Source organism: Allostigmatella hybrida (assembly GCF_020103775.1).
Taxonomy (GTDB): domain Bacteria; phylum Myxococcota; class Myxococcia; order Myxococcales; family Myxococcaceae; genus Hyalangium; species Hyalangium aurantiaca.
The window spans coordinates 47,396-70,829 of record NZ_JAHXBH010000025.1; the positions used below are offsets into that span (position 1 = coordinate 47,396).

Consider the following 23,434-nt stretch of genomic DNA (forward strand, 5'->3'; position numbering starts at 1 on the left):
CCCTTATGCGCGGCGAGCCGGTAGATTGGCGGCCCTATGGACCGCATCCCCAGCCGGCCTGACGAGGCCCGGCTTCCAGGGCCCGAAGCCGCCCGCATCGCCCAGCGCTTCACGCTCCAATCCCGGGTGGGACAAGGTGGCATGGGAGAGGTCTACCGCGCGGAGGATGTCACGACGGGGCAACAGGTGGCGCTCAAGCTGCTGCGCGCCGAGAGCCCAGAGGCCCTGCAACGCTTTGCCCGCGAGGCCACCGTGCTGGCCGGCCTCGAGCACCCCGGCATCGTCACGTACGTGGCCCACGGCCAGACCGAGGACGGCCGCCCCTTCCTGGCCATGCACTGGCTGGAGGGCGAGGACCTGGCCCAGCGGCTCGCGCGCCAGCCCTTGAGCCTCCAGGAGACGCTGGCGCTGCTGCACCGCGTGGCCCAGGCGCTCGCCGTGGCGCACGGGCGCGGCATCATCCACCGGGACCTCAAGCCCTCGAACCTCTTCCTTCGCCAGGGCCAACCCGGAGACGCCGTGCTGCTGGACTTCGGCCTGGCGCGCTCCCTGGCGCCCTCCGTGTCGCTCACCGCCAGCCAGACCATCCTCGGCACTCCGGGCTACATGGCCCCCGAGCAGGTTTCTCACCGTGCCGGGCTGACGCCCAGCGCCGACATCTTCTCCCTGGGCTGCGTGCTCTACGAGTGTCTGACGGGCAGCCGTCCCTTCGCCGCGCCCCACCTCGTCGCCGTCCTCGCCAAGATTCTCTTCACCGAGCCAGAGCCGCTGCGCTCGCTGCGGCCCGAGCTGCCCGAGGCCCTGGAGGAGCTGCTCCGCCGGATGCTGGCGAAGGATCCCGCGCACCGGCTCCCGGATGCCTCCCGCCTGGGGGCGGCCCTGGAAGCCCTGCCCCTGCCCGGCGCCGCCGGCTCCTCCGCGCCCTCCGTCGCGGAGAGCCCGCTGCCGGGACGGGTTCAGGCCGAGCAGCAGCTCGTCAGCGTGCTGCTGGCCACCTCCCGCACGCCCCCGCCACCCGCCGGGGCGCACGGACATCCCTGGCACACGCTGCACGGCCAGCTGCGCACCTGGTTGTCTCCCCATGGCGGCCAGGTCGAGCCCATGGCCGATGGCTCCCTGGCCCTCACCCTGGTGGCCCTGCATGGGTCCGCCACGGATTCAGCGGTCCTCGCGGCCCGCTGCGCGCTCCTCATCCAGGAGCACGTTCCCGGCACCGCCGTGGTGCTCACCACGGGCCAGGGCCGGCGGGAGGGCCGAGGCACGGTGGGCGAGGCCATGGACCGGGCCGGCCAGTTGCTGCAGCGCCTTGAGCAGTTGCCCGCGGGGGGCCCCGCGCCCGTGGTGATGGACGACGTCACCGAGGGGCTGCTGGGAACCCGCTTCCCCTGCACCCGCTCCCCCTCGGGGCTGTTCCTGCTGCAGGGGGCCCCGCTGGGCGTGGATGACTCCCGCCCCTTGCTGGGCAAGCCCACGCCCTGCGTGGGCCGGGAGCAGGAGCTGGCCCAGCTGGAGCTGCTCTTCCACACCTGCGTGCGCGAGTCCTCCGCGCAGGCGGTGCTGGTGAAGGGCCCCGCGGGCATGGGCAAGTCCCGCCTCCGCCACGAGTTCATGCGCCGGCTGGAGCGCGAACAGCGGCCGGTGCAGGTGCTGCTGGGCCGGGGAGACCCCATGCGCGCCGGCTCGGCCCAGGGGCTGCTGGGCCAGGCCCTGTGCCAGCTGTGCGGGCTGACGGGCCTCGAGCCGCTGGAGCTCCGCCGGGAGCGGCTCCAGCACCGGCTCGCACGGCACCTGCCCGCCGAGGCGGCCCTGGAAACCACCGCGTTTCTCGGCGAGCTGTGCGGCACCCCCTTCCCGGACGAAGCGGTCCCCCGGCTCCAGGCCGTGCGCGGCAACCCCCAGCAGATGAGCGCCCAGGTGAGCCGGGCGCTGGGGGCCTTCCTGCGGGCCGAGTGCGCCCACCACCCCGTGTTGCTCGTCCTGGAGGATCTGCACTGGGGGGATACGCTCACCGCGCGGCTGGTGGACGAGGCCCTGCGGGACTTGAAGGATCGGCCCTTCATGGTCCTGGCGCTGGCCCGGCCCGGGGTGGAGCAGGCGCTGCCGGAGCTGGGGGCGCCCCGCATGCGGGAGCTGCACCTGCACGGGCTGAACGCCCGGGCGGCGGCGCGGCTGGCCCGGGAAGTCCTGGGGGCGAAAGCGCCCGGGGCGCTCGTGGACCGGCTGGTGGAACAGGCCTCCGGCAACCCCCTCTACCTGGAGGAGCTGATCCGCGGGGAGGCCGAGGGCCAGGGCACGGATGTGCCCCGGACGGTGCTGGCCATGCTCCAGGCGCGGCTGGGGCGGCTGGAGCCCCAGGCCCGGCAGGTGCTGCTGGCGGCCAGCTTCCTGGGCCGCCTCTTCTGGACGGGGGGCGTGCGGGCGCTGCTGGGCGAGGAGTCCGCAGGCCTCTCCCTGGAGCCCTGGCTCCAGCAGCTCGTGGAGCAGGAGCTGGTGGAGGCTCACCCCACGAGCCGCTTCCCGGGGGAGCGCGAATACCGCTTCCGCCATGCCCTCGTGCGGGACGCGGCCTACGAACTGGTGCCCAGCGGGGACAAGCCCACGGGCCACCGGCGGGCGGGGCTGTGGCTGGAACAGGCCGGCGAGAATGATCCCCAGGTCCTCGCCGGACACTTCCGGTCCGGCCAGTGGCCCGCGCGCGCCATCCACTTCTACAGCCTGGCCGCCGAGCACCTCTTCGACCGGCACGACATGCAGGGGATGCAGCGGTGCATGGAGGAGGCCTGGGCGCTGGAGCCCGAGGGAGAGGCGGGGCTCCGGCTGCGCGCGCTGCAGGCCACCGCGGCCTTCTGGATGGATGACTTCGTCACCATGACCGAGGCGGGCAGGGCCGTGCTGCCCCATCTCCAGAAGGGCAGCGCCGCCTGGAGCAAGCTGATCAGCGGCCTGAGCCTGGGCTGCGCCCAGCTCGGGCAGCGGGAGTACCTGCTCGAACTCCACCGGATGCTGCTGGAGACGGCCCCGGAGCCCGAGGCCCGGAGCGACTACTTCCTGGCGGTCTGCTTCATGGGCAGCATGGTCGCCTATTTCGGGGACCGCCAGGAGGCCCAGGCCTGCTTCGACCACCTGGAGGCGCACGGGCGGGACATCCTCGCCCGGGACAGCGTCGTGCGGGGCTGGAGGAACATCGTGTACTGCTTCCGGGATCTCTACCTCCTGGGAGAGCCGCAGAAGGCCCTGGCCTGGTCCGAGCAGGCCGAGTCCTCCTTGCAGGACGCCGGCGCGGAGCGGGACGAGGTGGCGGCCTTCACCTGGTCGGCACACGCACTGCTGAAGCTCGGCAACCGGGAAGAGGCGGAGGAGCGCGCCCGCCGGGGCATGGCCCTGGCGCTGCGTGTGGGCCAGCCCTTCCCCATCACCCATGCCCAGCACACCCTGGCGCTCGTGCTGTCGGCCAGTCCCGAGCCCGCCCACTGGCGGGAAGCGCGGGAGCTGGTGCGCGAGTGGGTGGAACCCCCGTCCCTCAACCGGGTCCACCTCGGCTCGGCGTACCTGGTGCTGGCGCGCGTGGCCGCCGGGGAGGGACAGAGGGACGAGGCCCTGGAGCAGGCGCGCAAGGCCTGTGATGTGCTGGAGCCCTTCCGGCCCTTCCGGGCCCTGGCGCGCTGGAACCTGGCGGCCCTGTTGTGGGGCCAGGGGCACGTGGCGGAGGCCCGGCGCGAGGCGGAAAACGCGCGGTGCCACGCCGGAGTCATGGGGGGCGAGGGCGTCGCCGGGGTGGGGCCGCTCCAGCTCCTCGCCGACGCGTGCTTCGCCCAGGGCGACACCACCGCCGGAGAACAAGCCCTGCACCAGGCCCTGGCCTACCTGCGCTCCCGCCTCCAGGGCATCTCCGATGCGGCCAGCCGGGAGCGCTTCCTGAACCAGGTGCCGGAGAACGCCCGCGTCCTGGAGCTGGCCCGCCAGCGCTGGGGGGATGCCGCCCTGCCGTGAACCGGGGCTACCGCTGGTGGCCGAAGCGCACGTCCAGGGCCGGGTGCTCCGCCGCGAGCCGCCGCAGCTGCGCGAGGCTTCCGGCGCTCCGGGCGATGTCCTCCGAGAAGGTGCCCGGCTCGACGTCATGCTCCCAGCCCCAGCGCGTGTGGCAGGCATCGCCGGTGAGCAGCACGGGGCCCTGCGGGGTGCGCACGAGGTAGGCGGTGCTGCCCGGCGTGTGGCCAGGGACCCAGAGCGCCCAGACCGAGCCATCGCCGAAGATGTCCACCACCCCGGCGAAGCGCCCGGCCGCATCGGCCTCATAGGCCCACTCGCGGATGGGGTTCTTGCCCTGGAGCGCCCGCTGCGTGCCCTCGCGAATCATCGCATCGGCATGCTCGCTGGCGGCCAGCTCCCCGGGGCCCGTGTAGACGTCGGTCTTCGCGGGCACGTCCGCCATGCCCGAGATGTGATCGAAATGCAGGTGCGTGAGGAACACCCCCCGGGGGGCCTCCTTCTGCTGGGCCAGCCATTCGCCCAGGGGCATGTTGAACTTCATGCCCTTCAGGGAGTCCGCCATCGCGCCGAAGGCCGCCTGCGTGGGCGCGTCGCGCATGGCCCGCTCGACGCCCGTCTCGATGAGGAAGGTGCCCTGCGTGGGGTGCTTCAGCACGTGGAAGTAGACCTGGACGGGCTCTTGGCCCGGGGTCAGCCCCGCGGCCTGGGCGCGGGGGTGTTGCAGGTTGATGAGCCCCCCGCGGTCGGCCGCCCAGTCGCTGGAGGCAATGGTCTCCACCGTCACCGTGCCGGGCGCATCGATGACAGCCTCCAGGGCCGAGAACGGCCGCGGAACGCCGAGGGAAGACTTCTGGGTGTCGTGGGAACCCGTGGCGCAGCCGGTGAACAGGAGCACGCCAACACAGAGGGACAGGAGCTTTCGCATGGGAACGGCCTCGGGGTGAGAAGGAGCAGCGGGAAACAGGGCCTTTGTACCCATTCAAAATTGGATTGGAATCCGCTGTCTCGGCATGGCCCTATGCATCCATGGATATCCCCTGGGAAGACGTGCGGCTGTTCCTGGCCGTGGCGGAGACGGGAAGCCTGAGCCAGGCGGCGCGCAAGCTGCGCATCGGCCAGCCCACGGTGAGCCGCCGCCTGGCGGCGCTGGAGTACACGCTGGGCTTGACGCTCTTCCGGCGCAGCGCCGAGGGCGCCACGCTGACGGGCGCGGGCGAGCGGCTTCTCCTGCCGGCACGGCGGATGGCGGAGTGGGCCGGCGAGGTGAGCCGGGCGGCGGAGTCCTCCGAGGGTGCCCCTGGGGGACTCGTCCGCATCACGGCACCCCCTTACGTGAGCGTGGCCTTCCTGGTGCCCTTCGCGGCCTGGCTCGCCGGACAGCACCCGGGCCTGCGCCTGGAGGTGCTCGCCAGCACCCAGTACCTGGATCTCCACCGGGGCGAGGCGGACCTCGCGCTGCGCACCAAGGAGCCGGAGCCAGAGGGGCTGAAGGTGGTGAAGGCCTTCACCCTGGAGAGCGCCGTCTTCGTCTCGAAGGCGCTCGCCGCGAAGCTGCCGCGCAAGCCCCGCCTGAGCGAGCTGCCCTGGCTCTCCTGGGCGCCCCCGCTCGACTCCCTGTACCCCCATCCCCAGCTCGAGAAGCTCGTCCCCGGGTTCACCCCGGTGTTCACCTCCGACAGCCTCCTGGTGCTCCTCGAGGCGGCGAAGGCGGGCCTCGGGGCCCTGCCGCTCCCCCGGCTGCACTCCCCGCACGCCCCGCCCACGTCCCTCGTCCCCCTGCCCATCGAGCTGGGCCCACTCCTCAACCGCTCGTACTACCTGGTGTGCGCCCGATCCGCGCTCGACATCCCGCGGGTGCGCCAGGTCTGCGAGCTCTTCGCGTCGGAGCTGGAGCGGGCCACCCGCCCCCCGCCCAAACGGTGAAGGCGGGGGCTCAGGAGTCCTGCCCGGCGGCGGGCGTCTCCTGGCGCAGCCGCGCATCCAGCACGAAGACGCCGAAGGGGACCAGCGAGGCCCCGAACGCGCCCACCCACCGGAACGCCGGCCACCGGTAGGTGATGCCCACCTCCACCAGCAACAGGAGGTACAGCACGAAGAGCACGCCGTGCAGCATGCCCGTCACCTTCACGGCCAGCGGCATCCCGGCGAGGTACTTCAGGGGCATCGCGATGAACAGCAGCACGATGAAGGAAAGGCCCTCGGCCAGGGCCACGGCGCGGAAACGTCCCAGGGGGGTCATCAGCATGGCCTCCCCTGTCTCTCACTCTTGAGCGCCCAGGTCCATGGCTCCCGGCTGGTGACAGCCGTCACCACGCAGGGACGCCTGTCACCAGTCCAGCCAGGGTGCCCCCTGCGTAACCCCCCGTCATTCCAGGGGCAACCCTTGGGCGCGGACGGCGCACGGCCTGGTACGGCAGGTGCACAAAGGGGTGTCATCGCCGCACCTCTCCTTCCTCCGCAGGAGCACCGCCATGGGCCGCCTCAAGGGTCTCTCCAGCAAGCCGTCCTTCTCGCCCTCTCTGTCCCCCTCTTCGCAGGGCCCCGCCCCCAAGCGGCAGCGCACCTCCCAGGGCGCGCAGGTCCCCAACCTCACCCCCGCGGCCCCGAACACGCCGCCGCGGGTGCAGGTGCGCCTGGACGAGCGCCACAAGTTCCACCAGCAGACCCTGGACTCGCCCAACACGCGCACGCAGCACAAGAACGACTACTTCGAGATGGACGCCGCGCAGTTCGCCACGCTGAAGAACGGCGGCAAGCGCACGGGCAGCAACAAGGCGTGGGACCCGGCCACGGGGAAGAACTACGCCTATGACAAGCAGTCCGGCCAGTTCTTCGAGTTCGACAAGACGAAGCCCGGCAACAAGGGCGCCCCCTTGGATCCCCAGCAGAACGCGGCCCTGAAGCAGTCCCTGGACAACGGCACGCTGGTGGACCGCTCGCGCCCGGACCGCAACAGCACCAGCGAGCCGGTGCGCCCCGGGGACGTGGGCCCCTACGAGAAGAACCTCCGGGTGCGGCCGAATGATCCCTCCTCGGAGCTGAAGCACGTGTCCGGGACGCCGGCGGACTGGAACACCAACCGGGACCACGTGCCCTCGGGCGAGTCGCTCAACAAGCGCAACCGGCTGCCGGGGCAGGCCGCGGACGCCAAGACCGACGCCTACAAGGAAGGCGTCACGGTCGCCATCCCGGATGACCGGGCCCACAAGGCGCACAGCCTGACCTACGGCTCCCGGCAGAAGTACAAGGACGCGGACCCCACCGGCAACCGCACCACGACGCGCGTGGACCACGACGCCTCCCACCCGGCGAGCGCCTTCCACCGCGACTCCCACCACCTGCTGAACACCACGCAGAACCAGAACCTCTTCAACCCGGGCAAGGACGCCGCCACGCACCAGAACCGGCTCGACATGACCCAGCCCGACAGCCGCCTTGGACTGATTGGCAGCTACCGCTACGCGGGCAGCGTCAACACCAAGATCAACCAGAACATCGGCCCGGGCCGCGGGTACGATCCCAGCGCCCCGGCCGAGTCCTTCACGCCCTCCGCGACGGCGCCCGGCGCCAAGCGCAAGTACGACAAGATCGACGTCACCTACCAGAACGTGCCGCACCAGACCCAGGGGCAGGTGATTTCCAACTCGCTCCGGGACCGGCTCATCAACGAGGGCTTCGCGCAGGACGTGCCGACCATTTGAACAGCAAGAGCGACCGCTTTTGAAAACCGGGGCCGCGGCGTGTGGTGGGCATGACACGCCGTGGCATCGAAGACTCGACGCGTCAGGAGGGCACCATTACACTCGGTGTCCTTGACGCGGGCCTTCGTTCGCGTCCCCTGACCGCGACCGCATTCATGACCGACACAATCGTCTTTACGCGTGGTGTGCCGCCGACCGAGGCCTTTCCGACCCGGCAACTCGCCGAGTGCTTCACGGCGGCGCTGGAAGGCGACACCGCCGTCGTCCTCCAGTACGGGCAGCAGCAGGGATACCTCCCGCTGCGTCAGGAGCTGGCCAAGGAGTACCGCGTGAGCGAGGCCGAGGTGCTCATCGGCAACGGCTCGCTGCACCTGCAAGACTTGCTGTCCGCGCACCTCATCCGCCCGGGCTCGGTGGTGTTCACCGAGCAGCCCAGCTACGACCGGGCCATCACCACGTTCCGCCGGCGCGGCGCGCGCGTGGTGGGCATTCCGCTGGAGAGCGACGGCATCAGCGTGCAGCACTTGGAGGCGGCGCTGAAGAAGAACGTGCCCGCGTTCCTGTACCTGGTGCCGGACTTCCAGAACCCCGCGGGCGCCACCCTCTCGCGGCAGAAGCGCCAGCGCGTGGTGGAGCTGGCCAACCAGTACGGCTTCTGGGTGCTGGAGGACATCCCCTACCGCAAGCTGCGCTTCCAGGGCGAGGAGCACCCGCTGCTGCGGGAGCTCGACGCCTCGCGCATCGTCACGCTCAGCTCGTTCAGCAAGCTGCTCAGCCCGGGCCTGCGCGTGGGATTCATGCTGGCACCGGCCGAGCTCATCAAGGCGGTGACGAAGCTGGCAGAGGACACGGTGCTCTCGCCCGTGCTGCCGAGCCAGGCCGCCGTGGCCGAGTTCATCCGCCGGGGCTGGCTCCAGCCGAACATCGACACGCTCAAGGCCCTGTACCGGCCGCGCTGGGAGGCCATGGGCAATGCGGTGCGGCGCCACCTGCCCGGCGCGCAGGCCTTCATCCCCGATGGCGGCTTCTTCGTGAGCGTCCTCCTCCCGGAGGCCGCCCGGACGGAGAACCTGATGGGACGGGCCAAGGACCAGGGGCTGGTGCTCACCCCCGGAGGCCCCTTCTACGCGGATCCGCACGATGACCAGCCCGTCCCGAGCGCCCGCTTCCTGCGGCTGCCCTTCTGCGCCGTCACCCCCGCGCAGATCGAAGAGGGCGTGCGCCGGCTTGCCAGCCTGCTGTGATGGGCGGCGGGGCCGGGCAGCGCTGGATTGAATGTCCCCGCGGGGCCAGCCGTTCCTCTCCGGCATGACTCGCGGGTTCCTGCTTGCCTGGATGCTGGGAATACTGGGAGGCGCACCGGCCCTGGCCGCGCCGCGCCCTCCCGCGCCTGCCGTGGCCAAGACCCAGGCCAAGGCCAAAGCCCCCCCGAAGGCCAAGGCCAAGGCCAAAGCCAAGGCCAAGCCCAAGGTGCTGAAGAAGGGCACCCGGGCAAAAACCCAGCGCCCCCCGGTGCGCCTGACCCGGGGCCGCCGGGTGGCGAAGCGCGCGGTGGGACTGGTGGGCGTGTCCCTGGCCTCCTATCGCGTCCCCAATGACTGCTCGGGGCTGGCGCGGCTCGCGTACCAGGCGGTGGGCGTCGAGCTGCTCTCCCAGGGCACCCGGCCCGGCGAGAACGCGGTGAGCGCCATCTACCGGCGGGCCCAGTCCCAGGGGGCGCTGCACCGGAAGACGCCCCAGCCGGGAGACCTCGTCTTCTTCCGAGAGACGTATGACCGGAACGGCGACGGCGTGCGCAACGACGGGCTCACGCACGTGGGCGTCGTCGAGACGGTGGCGAAGGACGGCACCGTCACCTTCGTGCACCGGGGAGGCCCGGGCGTGCGGCGCGCGCGCATGAACCCGCGCTTTCCCTCGGTGCGGGCCCAGCAGGGCCGCGTCCTCAATGACTACATCCGCCGGGAGGATTCCACGGGGCGCGCGCGCCTGACCAGCGAGCTCTTCGTGGGCTACGCGTCCGCCGCGCGCCTGTAAGGCTCGCGCGAGGAAGGCCTCAGGGCTCGGTCCACACGGCCAGCTCGTTGCCGCCCGGGTCCGCGAAGTGGAAGCGCCGCCCGCCGGGGAAGGAGAAGGTGTCCTTCACGATCTGGCCTCCCGCCTCACGCACCCGGGCCAGCGTGGCCTCCAGGTCGCGCGAGTAGACGACGAGCAGGGGCCCTCCCCTGCTGCTCCCAGAGGGCGCCTTGTAGAAACCGCCGTTCAGCCGGCCATCGTGAAAGCTCGTGTAGTCCGGCCCATAGTCCTCGAAGCGCCAGCCAAACACGTCGCCATAGAAGCGCTTCACCTCGGCGAGGTTCGGGGCGGGAAGCTCGATGTAGTCGATGCGGTGGTGCTGCTCGGCCTGGGGCTGTGTGGACATGCGCGCTCCGGAAGAAGGGGCGAGCACTCTAGATGCCGCTGCCGGGGCTGGATTGTACAAATCCGTCACCGGCCTGCTCGCGCGCATAGGCCCCGGGGGTGAGCCCCGTGAGGGCGCGGAACTCGCGCACCAGGTGGGCCTGGTCGTAATACCCGGCCTCCAGCGCCAGGTGCGCGCCCGGGAGGCCGGGCTGGGCGCCCAGCAGCGCCACGGCATGGCGCACGCGGGCGATGCGGCAGAGCACCTTGGGCGTGAGCCCCACCTGGGCCTGGAAGCGGCGCTCGAACTGCCGGGGACTGACCGCCATGACTTCTTCCAGCGTTCGCAGGGGCACCTGCCCCCGCGTGGCATGGATGAGGCCCACCGCGTGAAGGAGCGCCCCCTCCGGCCGGTCCTCGGCCAGCCGCCGCAAGAGCAACGCCTCCAGGAGCCGCAAGCGCGCGGGGAGGCCCACCGCCTCCTGGAGCCGCCCTTCCCACTCGCGGGCCTCGCGCGGCCAGAGCGCCTCCAGGGAAAGATGCGCCCCGGTGAGCTCATGCAGGGGGAGCCGCAGGAACGGGTGCGCCCCGCCGGGCCGGAAGCGGATGCCCAGGGAACACACCGCGGCCGGGAGTGGAACCACCCCGGCCTCTCGCATCGCTCCGACAATCTGGAGACGCGGCTCCCCGGCACTCAGGTCCACCAGGATGTCGAGACACCCGTCGGGCAGGACGCGGTAGACCTGGCCCGGGGCCGCCTGCCCCGTGAGCGCCCAGAAGCACTGAACGTAAGGGGCCAGGGACGGGCTGGGCAGGACTTCGATGTAGCGAAGGGAGGAACGCATGGGCTCGCGGCCCGCGGAGGATACCGCGTCCCATCAATCCTGGAGCCGCGCTCGGGTGGCCGTATTAAGAGGCGTGGGCGCAGGACCTCTGGGAGGCAAGACGGTGAGCGAACATCACGGCGGGATGCAGCAGATCATCGGCTTCGTGCTGGAGCTGGACAAGCTCAAGGGGGTGACGCGCAAGACCCGGCCGCTGGGCCTTGAGCGCTACGAGAACTCCGCCGAGCACAGCTGGCAGATCGCGATGCTGGCCTCCTCGCTGGCGCCCCATGCCGGGGCGCCGGTGAACATCGACCGGGTGGTGCGCATGCTGCTGGTGCACGACATCGGCGAAATCGATACCGGCGACACGATGGTCTACACCGAGGGCGGCTGGGAGGAGCGCAAGGCGGCGGAGCTGGCGGCGGTGAAGCGCATCTTCGGCCTGCTGCCCGAGCCGCAAGGCGCGGCGTTCCTAGCGCTGTGGCAGGAGTTCGAGCACGGAGAGACGCCGGAAGCCCGGTTCGCCCATGCCGTGGACCGGGCCATGCCCGTGCTGCTGAACCTGGCCAACGCGGGCCAGAGCTGGCGCGAGAACGGCGTCAGCCACGAGCGGGTGGTCCGCCGCATCGCCCAGCCCATCCGGGAGGGCTGCCCGGCCCTGTGGGCCTACCTGGAAGCGCGCCTGGAGGAAGCCCGCCAGAAGGGCTGGTTCGGCGCCTGAGGCGCACCGTGCCCTCATTGGGCATTTGAGGGCTTGGCCATGAACCGCTCGCGCATGAAGGCAAGGTAGGCCTCCTCCGACGTCTCACGCCGCATCTTCACGAGCGGCTGGATACCGTCGGTCGCCACGTAGCGCAGGCGGCCGCTCGTGTCCGTGGCGGCCTCGTAGATGACCTTCGCCACATCCTCGGACGTGGCCCCGCCGCGGTCATTGCGAAGCTGGGCGAAGAGGGCCTCCGTGGCGCGAACGAAGTCCGCATACCGTGCCGGCACTGCATTCTGGGATTGCTCCCCGGCGCTGCGGGTGACGAACCGGGTGTCCAGGACACCGCCGGGTTCGACAATCTTCATGAGCACGTTTTGCGACAGGAGTTCGTACGACAGCGCTTCGGAGAAGCCTTCGAGCGCGAACTTGCTCGCGCAGTAGAGCGAAATCATGGGCAGCGTGAAGACCCCTGCCCCAGAACTCACGTTCACGATCGTTCCACCGCCACGCTGGGCAAAGTAAGGCAGCGCGGCGCGAATCACATCCATCACGCCAAAGACATTCACCTCGAACTGCTCGAGGATTTTCTCGCGGGGAGTGGCCTCGAAGATTCCGTGAAGCCCAAAGCCCGCGTTGTTGACGGCCACGTCGAGCCCACCGAAGCGTTCAGCGCCTGCCTTCAAGGCGGAATCAATGCTCGCACGGTCTTGCACATCGAGCCGCGTCACGAGCACGTTGGGCAGCGTGGCCAGCTCCGGCGCTTGCGATGGCGTGCGCATCGTCGCGACGACATTCCAGCCTTGAGCCGCGAAGTGCTTCGCCGAAGCCAACCCGAAACCCGTGGAGCACCCGGTGATGAGAACGGTCTTGGTCATGAGCGAATGGTAAGAACCGGCCGTCCGTGAGACAATGCGATGAATATGAGATGCATTGCTGAAAAGGGCTCATGAATGAAGACCGGGCTTCACGGCGCTGGGCTGGCCGAGCTGAACGCGGTGGTCGCAGTGGCCACCCACAAGAACTTCCGCGCCGCGGCCAGCGAACTCGGGCTGTCCCCTTCGGCCCTGAGCCACGCGATCGCTTCGCTCGAGAAACGCCTGGGCGTCCGGCTCTTTCATAGGACCACGCGCAGCGTCGCCCTCTCGGACGCGGGCGAGAGCTTCCTTTCGCGCGTGAAGCCGGCCCTGGCGGCGCTCGCGGACGCCATGGAGTCCGTGGAAGCGCACCAGAAGACCCCCACCGGCACGCTGCGCATCAACACCTCGGCGCTCGTGGCGCGGCGGATCTTCATGCCGATCATCCTCGAATACCTGCGGCGCTATCCGGACGTGCACCTCGAGTTGGTGGCCGAGGACAAGCCGGTGGACATCGTGGCGGACGGCTTCGACGCGGGAATCCGGCTGGCCGGGAGCATTCCGCGCGACATGGTGGCGGTGCCCTGCAGCGGCAACGTGCGGTTCATCGTCGCCGGCTCGAAGAAATACCTGCGCGAGCGCGGGGTGCCGAAGACGCCCGCGGACCTCCTCTACCACGAGTGCATCCGCTACCGCATGTCCAACGGCGCCCTCTACCGCTGGGAGTTCTCCCGGCGAGGCGAGGAGCTCGCCGTGGACGTGAAGGGACAGCTCACGCTCGATGACGATGGCGCCGTGGTCTCCGCAGCGCTCGGGGGCGCGGGGCTCGCGTACGTGAGCGAATGGAACGTCAGCGACGCATTGCGAACGGGCCAGCTGGTGCAGGTGCTCGGCGACTGGACCCCAGCGGAGCCAGGCGTGTGTCTCTATTACCCCGCCCATCGCCAGGCCCCGGCGAGCATGAGGGCGCTCGTGGCGCTCATTCGCGAGAAGTTCTCACCTGCTCAGAAATGATTTTTCGCGAAACACTGCCCGGGAAGGCATTGTCTTTGTTGGCATTCATACTGTCCTTTGCCTTACAAGCCAATCACGGAATGAATTGCGAAGCCTTCGCCCGGATAGGTAGGGTCACATCCGCCGTATGAGTGGCTGATACAGGCCGCTCCTCACCCAGGGCTCCGCCCTGAAAGGTCTCACCCCCATGAGAAATTGGTTGGCTGTTGGTCTCTTCTGTGTCTCGGCTGGCGCGTTCGCTCAGGACAAAACCCCGGCCAAGACGCCCCCGGCGTCCACGACGCCGCCGGATTCCACCAAGTCCGCGGAGCCCACGAAGTTGACCGTCGAGGAGGGCGTCGAGGATCCGAAGGAGCCGAAGAACAAGGAAGTCGATACGAAGTCCACCGATTCCGGCAAGAAGCCGAGCCTGTAAACCCTTTTCGAGCCTCGTGAGGAATTCCCCATGAAGAAGATCGCGGCAAGCGTGTGTCTGCTCTGGCTGTGTCTGTCGTTTGGAACGGCGCAGGGTGCCGAGGACTGCATCAAGACCATGAACCAGGGCGCGGCCACGGTGGTTCAGGGCATGTATGAGCAGTCCTGCGCCACCATCTCCTGGAGCTCCGGCGTCATCACCAAGGACGTCAAGTACAACTGCTGTGGCTCCAGCACCACCATCCGCATCAACGGCACGGACTGGGAGCGGCTGCGCAACGAAGGGAAGCTGGATGGCTTCCGCTACCAGAAATTCGAGTCTTCTGGAAACAGCTACACCCTGAGCTTCCGGAAGATTGTCGGGAAGGCTCCCACGAGCATCGCTCCCGAGGATTTCTTCAAGTAACCCGCCCCTTTCCTGAGCGGAGTTCCCCGGGTCCCGGGCGGACTCCGCTCCCCTTTCCGTCACCCCGAGCGTCCGAGGCACCGTGCCATCTCATCTCCTTCACGGTCTGAATCCCTATCTTCTCCACTTCTCCGAATCGCTCTCCTTGCGGTGGACGGGGGCGGCCTCGCTTGTGGGGTTTCTGCTTGCCTTTGTCTGGCTCAGACGCCGGACGGCGCGGGGCGACGGCCCCCTGGCACCGCAGGAAGTAGCCGGGTTCGTGGTCTATGCCAGCCTCTTCGGGGTGATGTTGGGGGGGCGCCTGGGCTACGTGCTCCTTCACCAGTGGGATGACTTCTCCCGGGATGGCTCCATCTTCTTTCAGTTCCGGCAGGGCGGCGCCTCCATGCCGGGGGCGTTGCTCGGCGTCCTGGCCTTCACGGCGTACTCCGCGCACCAGCACCGGCGCTCCTGGCTTCACCTCATGGACACGCTGGCGGTGCTCGCCCCCCTGGGGTTCCTGCTGTGGCACCTGGCCGCCTTCACGGCCGGCGAGCCCCTTGGGCACGTGTCCACAGCCCCCTGGGCCCTGCGCTTCCCGGCGGAGTTGAACATCGACGGCTTCCAACCCGCCGACGTGCCCGCGCTGGACCTGTCCCCGCTGGCCCAGGCACCGGGCCACGAGTTGGCCCGGCTGGCGAATGAGTCCCCCGCGCTGCTGGAGGAGTTGCACCGCGTCCTGCCCCCACGCCACCCGGTGCTGCTCTATCAGGCCGCGCTGGAGGGGCTCGTCCTGGCCGGGCTTCTCTTCGCGCTCCGCAAGCGGTGGCCCGAGCTGCCCCGGGGGATGATGAGCGGCTGCTTCTTCCTGCTGTACGGCGTGCTGGCCTGCGCCAGCCTTCCCTTCCGCGAGCCTGCCCTCAACCTCCCGGTCTCCTATCAATTCGAAACGGGCGTCCCCATGGCAGCCCTGATGATGATGGTGGGGGCGGCCTTCATGACCGCGGCGCTCACCCAACGCCGCGCCGTCCCCTCCCTGCCCTTCCCCTGAACAGGAGGGCCCCCCATCCCAGACTTCACGTGACTTTCCTGGATAGCGTCTTTAGCTTTTTATCCTGAAAGCCATCGAGCCCGTCCACCGGGAGGTCACGTGAAGAGAAGACTGGGAGTGATTTTGAGCGGGGTCTTGCTGACCGCCGCATGCGGAGAGGGCCTTCCGGAGCCCGAGACAGCGCCGGGCGGAAGGTTGGAACAACGGGTGGCGGCCCCCGTGGCCTTCCTCCTGCAGACGGCGAGCAATGACTGGTGGATGGAGGCGCGAGTCACGGCCAGCCCAGCCCCGTCCCAGGTCGACGTCTCGGTGAACGGAGGGGCCTGGACGGCCCTGAGCCAGGCGGGCTGGGACGTGAACGTGTGGACGCGCAGCCAGTCCTTCGCGGGGAGCCGCGTGCGCGTGCGCGCCGTGAACCCCGGCGGAACGGCCACCTCGTGCGAGGCCCTCTTCCAGCCCGGGGCGGTGCTCTCCCTGTGCGCCTCGGACGGCGTGTACGCCACGGAGCCGACCCCGGACGCGGGCGTGGACGCGGGCACGGACGCCGGTGTGGATGCAGGCACGGATGCCGGCGTGGACGCGGGCACGGACGGGGGCACTTCGAATCCTCCCGGCGCCGCGGGCTACCTGCACACCGAGGGCGCGAGCCTCTACACCTCCACGGGCCAGAAGGTGCGGCTCACCAGCGTGAACTGGTTCGGCTTCGAGGGCCCCTCACGCATCCCCTACGGCCTGGATCGCCGCGCGCTGGGCAGCCTGCTCGATCAAGTGAAGGCGCTGGGCTACAACTCGCTGCGCCTGCCCTATAGCAACAGCGTGCTGCGCGCGGGCGTGTACCCAGACGCGGCGAATCTGAACACCTCGCTCAACCCCGAGCTCGCCGGGCTCACGTCCTTGCAGGTGATGGACCGCATCATCGACGCGGCGGGAACGCGCAGGCTGCGCGTCGTGCTCGACCGGCACCGCCCGGACGCCAGCAGCCAGTCGGAGCTGTGGTACCGCTCGAACCGCGCCGCCGAGGAGCAGGCGTGGATCGACGACTGGAAGATGCTCGCCCAGCGCTACAAGGGCAATCCCACGGTGGTGGGCGTGGACCTGCACAACGAGCCGCACGGCCGGGCCACGTGGGGCGATGGCAACCTCGACACAGACTGGCGGCTGGCCGCCGAGCGCGCGGGCAACGCCATCCTCGGCGTGAACCCGGACCTGCTCATCATCGTGGAGGGCATCGAGACCTACGCGAACAACTGGTACTGGTGGGGCGGCAACCTGCGCGGCGCGCGCGACTTCCCAGTGCGGCTCAACGTGGCGGGGCGCCTGGTGTACTCGGCGCACGACTATCCGGAGAGCGTCTACGCCCAGCCGTGGTTCCAGAACAAGGGGGCCACGGGCTACCCGGCCAACCTGCCGGCCCTGTGGGACGCCACCTGGGGCTACCTCGTGAAGGAGAACCGCGCCCCGGTGTGGCTCGGGGAGTTCGGAACGAAGCTGCAGCTCGACTCGGACCGGCTGTGGCTCCAGACGCTCACGGGCTACCTGAGCACCAACGGGATGAGCTTCGCCTTCTGGTCGCTCAACCCCAACTCGGATGACACGGGCGGCCTGCTGCAGGACGACTGGACGACGGTGCAGCAGGCGAAGCAGACGCTGATCGCCCCCGCGCTCGCGCCCCTCATCCCCTAAGGCGGAGGGGCCTCCGCCCCAGGGACGCGAGGAGAGCGCCGCGGCCTGTCCCCTGGCCTCTTGAGATTACGAGGCCAGGGACGCCTTGAGCGTGATGTTCGTGCCCGCGAGCGCCTTGGACACGGGGCAGTTCTTCTTCGTCTCCTCGGCGATCTTCTGGAACTGCTCGTTGCTGGCCCCGGGCACGGCGGCCTCGGTGGTCAGGGCGATGGTGGTGATGGCGAACCCCGCGCCCTGCTTGTCGAGCTGCACGTCCGCGGAGGTCTGGATGCGGGTGGGCTTGAGCCCGGCCGTCTCCAGGCCCAGGGACAGGGCCATGGAGAAGCACCCGGCGAGCGCGGCGCCGATGAGCTCCTCGGGGTTGGAGCCCTGCTGGCCCTCGAAGCGGGTGCCCAACGAGAAGGGGGCCTCCGGCGCGTGCGCGGGCTTCATCACGCCCTTGCCGTCCTTGAGACCGCCATTCCACTGCGCGCTGCCCTTGCTGATGCCCATATGCCGTACCTCTGGGAGTAAGGAGCGGGAGCCCCGCCCCGGGTGGAAACGAGCGCCCGGCACTCTCGGGTGGGACAGAGGCCAGGGGATTTCGTAGGCTGGCCCCATGCTTCAAGGCTCGGGCCGCTGCCACTATCACCCGGATCGGGCCGGACTCGGCGTCTGTGTCGAGTGCCGCCGCGTCATCTGTCGCGAATGCACCACTCAATTCGAGGGCATCAACCGCTGCGCCCGCTGCCTGGAGCAGCGCCTTCAGGTGCTCAAGGGCCCCGCGCCGCGCCAGGACTGGACGGTGGGTAACGTGCTGCTGGCCCTCACCAGCGCCGCGGTCCTGTTCATCGGCCTGCGCCTGCTCAGCGTCCTGGTGGAGCGGTAGATGGCCGTCTCCGCGCTCGAGCTGCGCCCCCGGAACGCCATCGCCCTGATGGATGCCGCCTTGCGGCTGTGCTCGCGCACCGCCGGCGTGTGGGCGCTGACGCTCCCCTCGGGCGCGCTCGTCACCGGCGCGGTGCTTCACCTCGTGGATGCGGCCCGGAGCCAGCGGGACCTGAACCTCCCCACGCTGGGGCTCACCCTGGCGTGGCTGCTCCGGGGGCTCCTCCAGGGCGCCGCCTGCCACCACGTCCAGGAGCTGCTGCTCGGCCAGGCGGAGCCCACGGTGCGCGCCAGCGTGCGCGCCGCGCTGAAACGGGCGCCCAGCCTCCTCATCACCGTGGGCTACCTCTTCGTCTTCACGCCCCTGAGCCTGCTGCTCTCCCTGGGCCTGGCCTACCTGCTGCTCTCGGCGCACCGGGTGGGCTATGCCGCGATGATGCAGGGCGTGGGCAGCCCGCTGCGCCTGTATGGCCTGTGCGCCCGGCTGCTGGGGCCCGCCCGGGGGGCCGCCACGGGGGTGCGCGTGCTGACGGGGCTGGCGATGGTGCTCACCTTCGGCAACCTCCACATCGCCTTCAACGTCCTGTTCTGGATGGGCCGGCAGCTGCTGGCGTTGGATCTCACCTTCGCGGAGCGCTTCGCCTCCATCGACAACCCCGTCTGGCTCACCTTCCTGGGCGCCCTCACCTTCACCCTGTTCGAGCCGCTCCAGGCGGCCACCGCCTCGCTGCTGCTGGTGGACGGGCGCGTGCGCCAGGAGGGGTTGGATCTGCTCGCCGCCGTGCAGCAGCTTCCCGCCCGGGGCGCGGCGCGGGCCCCCGGCCGGAGCGTGGCGCTCGTGCTCCTGGGCCTCGTGCTGGGCCCCTCCCTGGCGCGGGCGGAAGCCCCGCCGCCGCGCCCGGAGCTGCTCCAGCGGCTCCGCGAGGTGGCCTCGGAATGTGACTACGGCAGCGAGGGGCTGGAGGAGGCAGAGGGCACCGTCTCCGCCCTGAGCACCGCCGAGCAGCAGAAGTTCCAGCGGCTGCTGCACGCCGTGGAGAAGAAGGCCCACCAGGACGAGGACTGCGAGGCGGCCTCGGAGCTGCTGCAGCTGGGGCTGGAGCAGGCCACGGAGACGGTGGCCCTGGAGTCCGCGCGCCCGGATGCCCGGTCCGCCTCGGCGAAGGCCCGGGACATCCTCTCCCGGCCGGAGTTCTCGGCCACCCCGCTCAAGGACAAGGCCCCGGCGGAAGAGGCGCCGGTGGCGCCGGACTGGTGGCAGCGCTTCATGAAGTGGCTGGACGGCGTGCTGGAGGAGCTGTTCAAGCGGCGCCACGATGCGCCCCGCGTGGCGCCCTCCTCGGGCGCGGCCGGCCTGACCGTGGCCCATGGGCTGGTGGTGCTGCTCATCGTGGCGGTGGTGGTGGTGCTCGCGGCGGTGCTCTTGCGCGCCCTGCGCCAGCAGCAGCGCCACGAGAGCGCCCAGCTCGAGGTGAGCACGCTGGATGCGGCGGCGCTCGCGAAGGACCCCATGAGCGCCCTGGCGCGCGCCCCGGAAGGCTGGGCCCAGCTGGCCGACGAGCTGGCGGCGCGGGGCGAATACCGGGAGGCGGTGCGCAGCCTGTACCTGGCCCTGCTGTCCCGGCTGCACCGCGAGGGCGCCATCCTCTACGACGCCACCCTGAGCAACTGGGACTACCTGCGCCAGTTCAAGGGCCGCCGCGAGTGGCTCGCCCCCTTCCGGGAGCTGACGCGCCGCTTCGACTTCGCCTGGTACGGCAACCTGCCGGTGGGCCCGGAGGGCTACCAGTCCTTCCGCGCCCTCACCCAGCCGCTGCTCACCGCCCCCGCGGCCCCGGAGGCCCCCGGTGCGTGACCGCTTCCCGGTGCTCGTGGTGGGCGGGCTGCTGTTCGCCGTCATCCTCGGCGGCTTCCTGCTGCGCGGCGCCGCGCGGGGAGACTTCGCGGACACCCTCTCCACGTACCGCGCCTCGGAGAACGGCGCCCGGGCGCTCTACCTGCTGCTCCAGGAGAGCGGGATGGCGCCCGTGCGCCGCGCCATGGACCTCCAGTTGCTGGACGCGGACTCCCCCGCCACCCTGCTCCTGCTGGCGGTGGAGGTGGAGGGCGCCTACGAGGCGGACCCGGACGAGACGCGCCTGGCCACCCAGCGGGACGAGGGGCTGGAGGACGAGGAAGTCCCCCAGGAGGGCCTGCGCGCCCTGCACTCCGCGGAGTTGAACGCGGATGAGCGCGCGGCGCTGCTCCGCCGGGTGGAGGCGGGCCACAGCCTCGTCCTCGTGCCCTGGGGCTCCCGGGAGAATCCCCTCCTGGATGCGCTGGAGGTGAAGCTCTCCAAAGCGGACACCTCGCTGCCCATGCGCACGCTGGTGCCGCCCCTGTCCACGCCCTACACGCTGGGCACCGAGCGCGTGGAGGCCAAGGTGCAGGCGTACCTGGAGCTCCCCCCTGGCGCGGTGCCGCTGCTGGTGGACGCACAGCTGGAGCGCCCCGTGGCGGCGGTGGTGCCCCACGGCCTGGGCCGGGTGCTGGTGCTGGGCGCGCCCGAGCTCGCCATGAACCAGGCACTGGCCCGGGCGGACAACGCGCAGTTCTGGCTGAGCGCCCTGCGTGCGCTGGGGGGCCCGGGCCCCTTCGAGTTCAGCGAGTTCCACCACGGCTTCAGCAACGAGCGCTCGGTGGTGGACTTCGCACGGCGCTACGGCCTGCACTTCGCCGTGGCGCAGCTGCTGCTGGGCGTGGGCTTCTGGGCGGTGTCCCTGAAGCGCTTCGGCCGTCCCCGCCCGCCACCGGAGGCCCTGCGCGTGGGGGCCACGGACGCGCTGTTCGCCATGAGCCGGCTCTACCGCGAGGGCCGCCACCATGCCTTCGCCGCCGAGCTCATCACCCGCGAGGTGACGCAGGAGCTGGCCCTCATGGCGGGGCTGCCCGCGCACACGCCCGCCCCCGCCGTCGCCGAGGGGCTCACCGCCCGGGGCCGGAAGGACCTGGCCCAGGGCCTGCGCGCCCTGCTGCGCCAGGCCGAAGGACCCACCACCGACAAGGAGCTCGTGCGGCTCGCCACGCGCGCCGCCGGGCTGCGCCACCGCCTCTTGCCCACCGGGTCCCGCGCACCCGCCGCTTCCCCCGAGGAGTCATGAACGTTCCCCCCCCTTTCGCGCCCCCCGCCTCGTCTGGCCACGCCGTGCAGGCCGCCCACGCCATCCGCGAGGGCGTGCTGAGCGAGGTGCGCAAGGCCGTGGTTGGCCAGGACGAGGCGCTCGAGCTGATGCTGTGCGGCCTCATCGCCGGCGGCCACGTGCTGCTGGAGGGCGTGCCCGGCGTGGCCAAGACGCTGATGGCCAAGGCCCTGGCGCGCAGCGTGAGCGCGGACTTCAAGCGCATCCAGTTCACCCCGGACCTGATGCCCGCGGACATCCTGGGCACCAGCGTCTTCGACCTGAAGACGCAGTCCTTCGTCCTGGTGCGAGGCCCCATCTTCACGGACCTGTTGCTCGCGGATGAAATCAACCGCGCGCCGGCCAAGACGCAGTCGGCGCTGCTGGAGGCCATGCAGGAGCGCAGCGTGTCGCTGGAGGGCCGCCACATCACCCTCTCGCCGCTCTTCACGGTGTTCGCCACCCAGAATCCGGTGGAGTCCGAGGGCACCTACCCGCTGCCCGAGGCCCAGCTCGACCGGTTCCTCTTCAAGGTGGAGGTGGGCTACCCGGCCCCCGAGGAGGAGGACGCCATCCTCTCCTCGGTGCACCGGGGCTTCGACTCAGGCAACCTGGAGCGGGCCGGGGTGGGCGCCGCGGTGGACCAGGACGGGCTGGCGCGGGCCCGCGCGGCGCTGCACGACGTGACGGTGGAGCCGCCGGTGCTGTCCTACATCCGCAAGCTGGTGTCCGCCACGCGCACCTCGGGCCGCATCCGCCTGGGGGCGGGGCCCCGCGCGGGGGTGCACCTGCTGCTGGCGGCCAAGGCGCTGGCGGCGCTGCGGGGCCGGCACTTCGTCACCCCGGATGACGTGCGCTTCCTGGCGGGGCCCGTGCTGAAGCACCGGCTGCTCCTGTCGCCGGACGCGGAGCTGGATGGGGCCACGCCCTCGGACGTGCTCCGGGAGGTGGTGCAATCGGTCGAGGTTCCCCGGTGATTCCCACCCCGCGCCTGTGGGTGCTGCTGGCCGTGCTGGCCCTGCCCATGATGGCGGCGGGCTTCTCGCCGGGCCTGGGCGGCCTCGTGCTGGCGCTGGACGGGCTGGCGCTGGCGCTGGCGGTGCTGGATGCCCTGCTGGCGCGGGGGGTGCGCCTGGAGGTGCACCGGGAGCTACCGCAGAAGCTCTCGGTGGGCGTCTCCAACAAGGTGGAGGTGCGGCTCATCCACCGCTCCGGGCGCACGGTCCAGGTGCGCGTGAGGGACGACGTGCCCGAGGGCTTCGCCGCGACGCCCGAGGAGGCGCCGCTGAGCCTGCCCCCGGACAGCCAGACGCGCTGGATGTACCGGGTGGTGCCCGCGCAGCGCGGCAAGTTCAGCTTCGGGGACGTGCGCGTGCGGGTGCGGGGCCCGCTGGGGCTCGTGCTCCACGAGCGGGCCTACCCGGCGGCCCGGAGCGTCTCCGTGTTCCCGGACCTGCGGGGGGCGAGCCGCTTGCTGCTGTCGGGGGCGGCGCTGGACTTCGTGAACCTGGGCCTGCGGAAGCTGCGGCGGGACGGCCAGGGCAGCGAGTTCGCCCGCCTGCGCGACTACGCCCAGGGCGACTCGGTGCGGGAGGTGGACTGGAAGGCCTCGGCTCGCCGGGGCAAGCCCGTCACCCGGGTGATGGAGTCCGAGCGCTCCCAGTCCATCCTCATCTGCGTGGACGCGGGCCGCTCCATGGCGGCGCGCGTGGGCGAGCTGACGAAGTTGGATCACGCGGTGAACGCGGCGCTGTTCCTGGCCTTCGTCGCGGTGCGCAACGGAGACCGGGTGGGGCTGGCCCTCTTCGCCGACGGGGTGAAGGCGTACCTGCCGCCCATGGCCGGGCGCGGACAGTACCGGAAGATTGTCGACACGCTCTACTCGGCCACCCCCAGCCTCACGTACGTGGACTACCTGGCGCTCTTCAAGGAGCTGAACCTGCGGCTGCACCGGCGCAGCCTGCTGTGTGTCTTCACAGACTTCCTGGACGAAGAGCAGGCCGCCACGATGATCGACCCGCTGCACCGGCTGGCGCGGCGCCACGTGCCCCTGTGCCTCTCGGTGAAGGACACCGCCCTGCAGTCCCTGCTGCGCACCGCGCCCCCGGGGCCCGAGGAGGCCTTCCAGCACGCGGTGGCCTCTGAGCTGCTCTCGGACCGGGAGACCCTCAAGGCCAAGGTGGGAAGCGGCGGCGTGCAAATGATCGACGTGCAGCCTGACGAGCTGAGCCTCGCCGCCGTCAACCGCTACCTGGACCTCAAGGCCCGCGGCGTCCTGTAAACCCAAGCTTCCTTACTAAAGGTGACGGATGGGTCCACGGAGGCGGCGAGAATCGAATCCGCAACAAAGCGGAAGCAAAATCCTAAGAGCCACCCCTTTCAAGGTG

The 23,434-nt window shown here is 70.7% G+C and carries 22 protein-coding genes; 16 read left to right on the plus strand and 6 right to left on the minus strand.

Annotated elements, in window-relative coordinates; all coding sequences use genetic code 11:
• Positions 1–36 precede the first annotated feature (36 nt).
• On the plus strand, positions 37–3,990 hold the full coding sequence (locus KY661_RS37395; protein ID WP_263437441.1) for a serine/threonine-protein kinase: 3,954 nt from the start codon (positions 37–39) through the stop codon (positions 3,988–3,990).
• A gap of 7 nt (positions 3,991–3,997) precedes the next feature.
• Here the strand turns inward: KY661_RS37395 and KY661_RS28590 are convergent, their stop codons facing one another.
• Positions 3,998–4,915: an MBL fold metallo-hydrolase gene (locus KY661_RS28590; RefSeq protein WP_225413232.1), complete on the minus strand. Its 918-nt coding sequence runs from the start codon at positions 4,913–4,915 to the stop codon at positions 3,998–4,000.
• Positions 4,916–5,016: 101 nt separating this feature from the next.
• Here KY661_RS28590 and KY661_RS28595 point away from each other — a divergent pair, with 101 nt between their 5' ends.
• Complete coding sequence (locus KY661_RS28595) at positions 5,017–5,913, plus strand: LysR family transcriptional regulator (RefSeq protein WP_225413233.1); 897 nt, start codon at positions 5,017–5,019, stop codon at positions 5,911–5,913.
• A gap of 10 nt (positions 5,914–5,923) precedes the next feature.
• On the opposite strand, the gene KY661_RS28600 is transcribed toward KY661_RS28595, so the two are convergent.
• On the minus strand, positions 5,924–6,235 hold the full coding sequence (locus KY661_RS28600) for a DUF3817 domain-containing protein (protein WP_225413234.1): 312 nt from the start codon (positions 6,233–6,235) through the stop codon (positions 5,924–5,926).
• Positions 6,236–6,461: 226 nt separating this feature from the next.
• On the opposite strand from KY661_RS28600, the gene KY661_RS28605 reads away from it, so the two are divergent.
• From KY661_RS28605 to KY661_RS28615, 3 genes are all read left to right on the plus strand, one after another.
• A complete protein-coding gene (locus KY661_RS28605) occupies positions 6,462–7,691 on the plus strand; it encodes a hypothetical protein (RefSeq protein WP_225413235.1) in 1,230 nt (409 codons plus the stop codon).
• 155 nt (positions 7,692–7,846) lie between these two features.
• Entirely contained in the window at positions 7,847–8,935 is a 1,089-nt protein-coding gene (locus KY661_RS28610; protein WP_225413236.1) for an aminotransferase-like domain-containing protein, read from the plus strand.
• A 31-nt stretch (positions 8,936–8,966) separates the two neighbouring features.
• Positions 8,967–9,725, plus strand: coding sequence for a CHAP domain-containing protein (locus KY661_RS28615; RefSeq protein ID WP_225413237.1), 759 nt, complete (start codon positions 8,967–8,969; stop codon positions 9,723–9,725).
• 19 nt (positions 9,726–9,744) lie between these two features.
• On the opposite strand, the gene KY661_RS28620 is transcribed toward KY661_RS28615, so the two are convergent.
• Together KY661_RS28620 and KY661_RS28625 are read right to left on the minus strand one after the other, a co-directional pair.
• Positions 9,745–10,110 (minus strand): VOC family protein, encoded by a 366-nt coding sequence (locus tag KY661_RS28620; protein WP_225413238.1) that lies wholly within the window; start codon positions 10,108–10,110, stop codon positions 9,745–9,747.
• Between the two features lie 28 nt (positions 10,111–10,138).
• Positions 10,139–10,933 carry an AraC family transcriptional regulator gene (locus KY661_RS28625; RefSeq protein WP_225413239.1) on the minus strand — a complete coding sequence of 265 codons (795 nt, stop codon included), beginning with the start codon at positions 10,931–10,933 and terminating at the stop codon, positions 10,139–10,141.
• 103 nt (positions 10,934–11,036) lie between these two features.
• Here KY661_RS28625 and KY661_RS28630 point away from each other — a divergent pair, with 103 nt between their 5' ends.
• Positions 11,037–11,636, plus strand: coding sequence for an HD domain-containing protein (locus tag KY661_RS28630; RefSeq protein ID WP_225413240.1), 600 nt, complete (start codon positions 11,037–11,039; stop codon positions 11,634–11,636).
• Positions 11,637–11,650: 14 nt separating this feature from the next.
• On the opposite strand, the gene KY661_RS28635 is transcribed toward KY661_RS28630, so the two are convergent.
• A complete protein-coding gene (locus tag KY661_RS28635; protein ID WP_225413241.1) occupies positions 11,651–12,496 on the minus strand; it encodes an SDR family oxidoreductase in 846 nt (281 codons plus the stop codon).
• Positions 12,497–12,571: 75 nt separating this feature from the next.
• Between KY661_RS28635 and KY661_RS28640 the strand changes: the two genes are divergently transcribed.
• The 5 genes from KY661_RS28640 (at position 12,572) to KY661_RS28660 (ending at position 17,022) form a co-directional block, all read left to right on the plus strand.
• The gene (locus KY661_RS28640) at positions 12,572–13,489 is read left to right on the plus strand and encodes a LysR family transcriptional regulator (protein ID WP_225413242.1); all 918 of its coding nucleotides are present in this window, start codon (positions 12,572–12,574) and stop codon (positions 13,487–13,489) included.
• 199 nt (positions 13,490–13,688) lie between these two features.
• On the plus strand, positions 13,689–13,904 hold the full coding sequence (locus tag KY661_RS28645) for a hypothetical protein (protein ID WP_225413243.1): 216 nt from the start codon (positions 13,689–13,691) through the stop codon (positions 13,902–13,904).
• A gap of 30 nt (positions 13,905–13,934) precedes the next feature.
• A complete protein-coding gene (locus KY661_RS28650; RefSeq protein ID WP_225413244.1) occupies positions 13,935–14,309 on the plus strand; it encodes a hypothetical protein in 375 nt (124 codons plus the stop codon).
• 82 nt (positions 14,310–14,391) lie between these two features.
• Positions 14,392–15,339 carry a prolipoprotein diacylglyceryl transferase gene (locus tag KY661_RS28655; protein WP_225413245.1) on the plus strand — a complete coding sequence of 316 codons (948 nt, stop codon included), beginning with the start codon at positions 14,392–14,394 and terminating at the stop codon, positions 15,337–15,339.
• A 219-nt stretch (positions 15,340–15,558) separates the two neighbouring features.
• Positions 15,559–17,022 carry a glycoside hydrolase family 5 protein gene (locus tag KY661_RS28660; RefSeq protein ID WP_225413246.1) on the plus strand — a complete coding sequence of 488 codons (1,464 nt, stop codon included), beginning with the start codon at positions 15,559–15,561 and terminating at the stop codon, positions 17,020–17,022.
• Positions 17,023–17,088: 66 nt separating this feature from the next.
• Here KY661_RS28660 and KY661_RS28665 read toward each other — a convergent pair whose 3' ends face one another.
• Positions 17,089–17,514, minus strand: a complete 426-nt coding sequence (locus KY661_RS28665) for an OsmC family protein (protein ID WP_075005028.1) — start codon at positions 17,512–17,514, stop codon at positions 17,089–17,091.
• A gap of 106 nt (positions 17,515–17,620) precedes the next feature.
• Between KY661_RS28665 and KY661_RS28670 the strand changes: the two genes are divergently transcribed.
• The 5 genes from KY661_RS28670 to KY661_RS28690 are packed head-to-tail and all read left to right on the plus strand — an operon-like array spanning position 17,621 to position 23,328.
• Positions 17,621–17,890 (plus strand): hypothetical protein, encoded by a 270-nt coding sequence (locus KY661_RS28670; RefSeq protein ID WP_075005027.1) that lies wholly within the window; start codon positions 17,621–17,623, stop codon positions 17,888–17,890.
• On the plus strand, positions 17,891–19,744 hold the full coding sequence (locus tag KY661_RS28675) for a DUF4129 domain-containing protein (protein WP_225413247.1): 1,854 nt from the start codon (positions 17,891–17,893) through the stop codon (positions 19,742–19,744).
• Positions 19,737–21,029 carry a DUF4350 domain-containing protein gene (locus tag KY661_RS28680; RefSeq protein WP_225413248.1) on the plus strand — a complete coding sequence of 431 codons (1,293 nt, stop codon included), beginning with the start codon at positions 19,737–19,739 and terminating at the stop codon, positions 21,027–21,029. The genes KY661_RS28675 and KY661_RS28680 overlap by 8 nt, the downstream gene beginning before the upstream one ends.
• Positions 21,026–22,024: an AAA family ATPase gene (locus KY661_RS28685; protein ID WP_225413249.1), complete on the plus strand. Its 999-nt coding sequence runs from the start codon at positions 21,026–21,028 to the stop codon at positions 22,022–22,024. The genes KY661_RS28680 and KY661_RS28685 overlap by 4 nt, the downstream gene beginning before the upstream one ends.
• On the plus strand, positions 22,021–23,328 hold the full coding sequence (locus KY661_RS28690; protein WP_225413250.1) for a DUF58 domain-containing protein: 1,308 nt from the start codon (positions 22,021–22,023) through the stop codon (positions 23,326–23,328). Before KY661_RS28685 ends, KY661_RS28690 begins: the two co-directional genes overlap by 4 nt.
• Positions 23,329–23,434 lie beyond the last annotated feature (106 nt).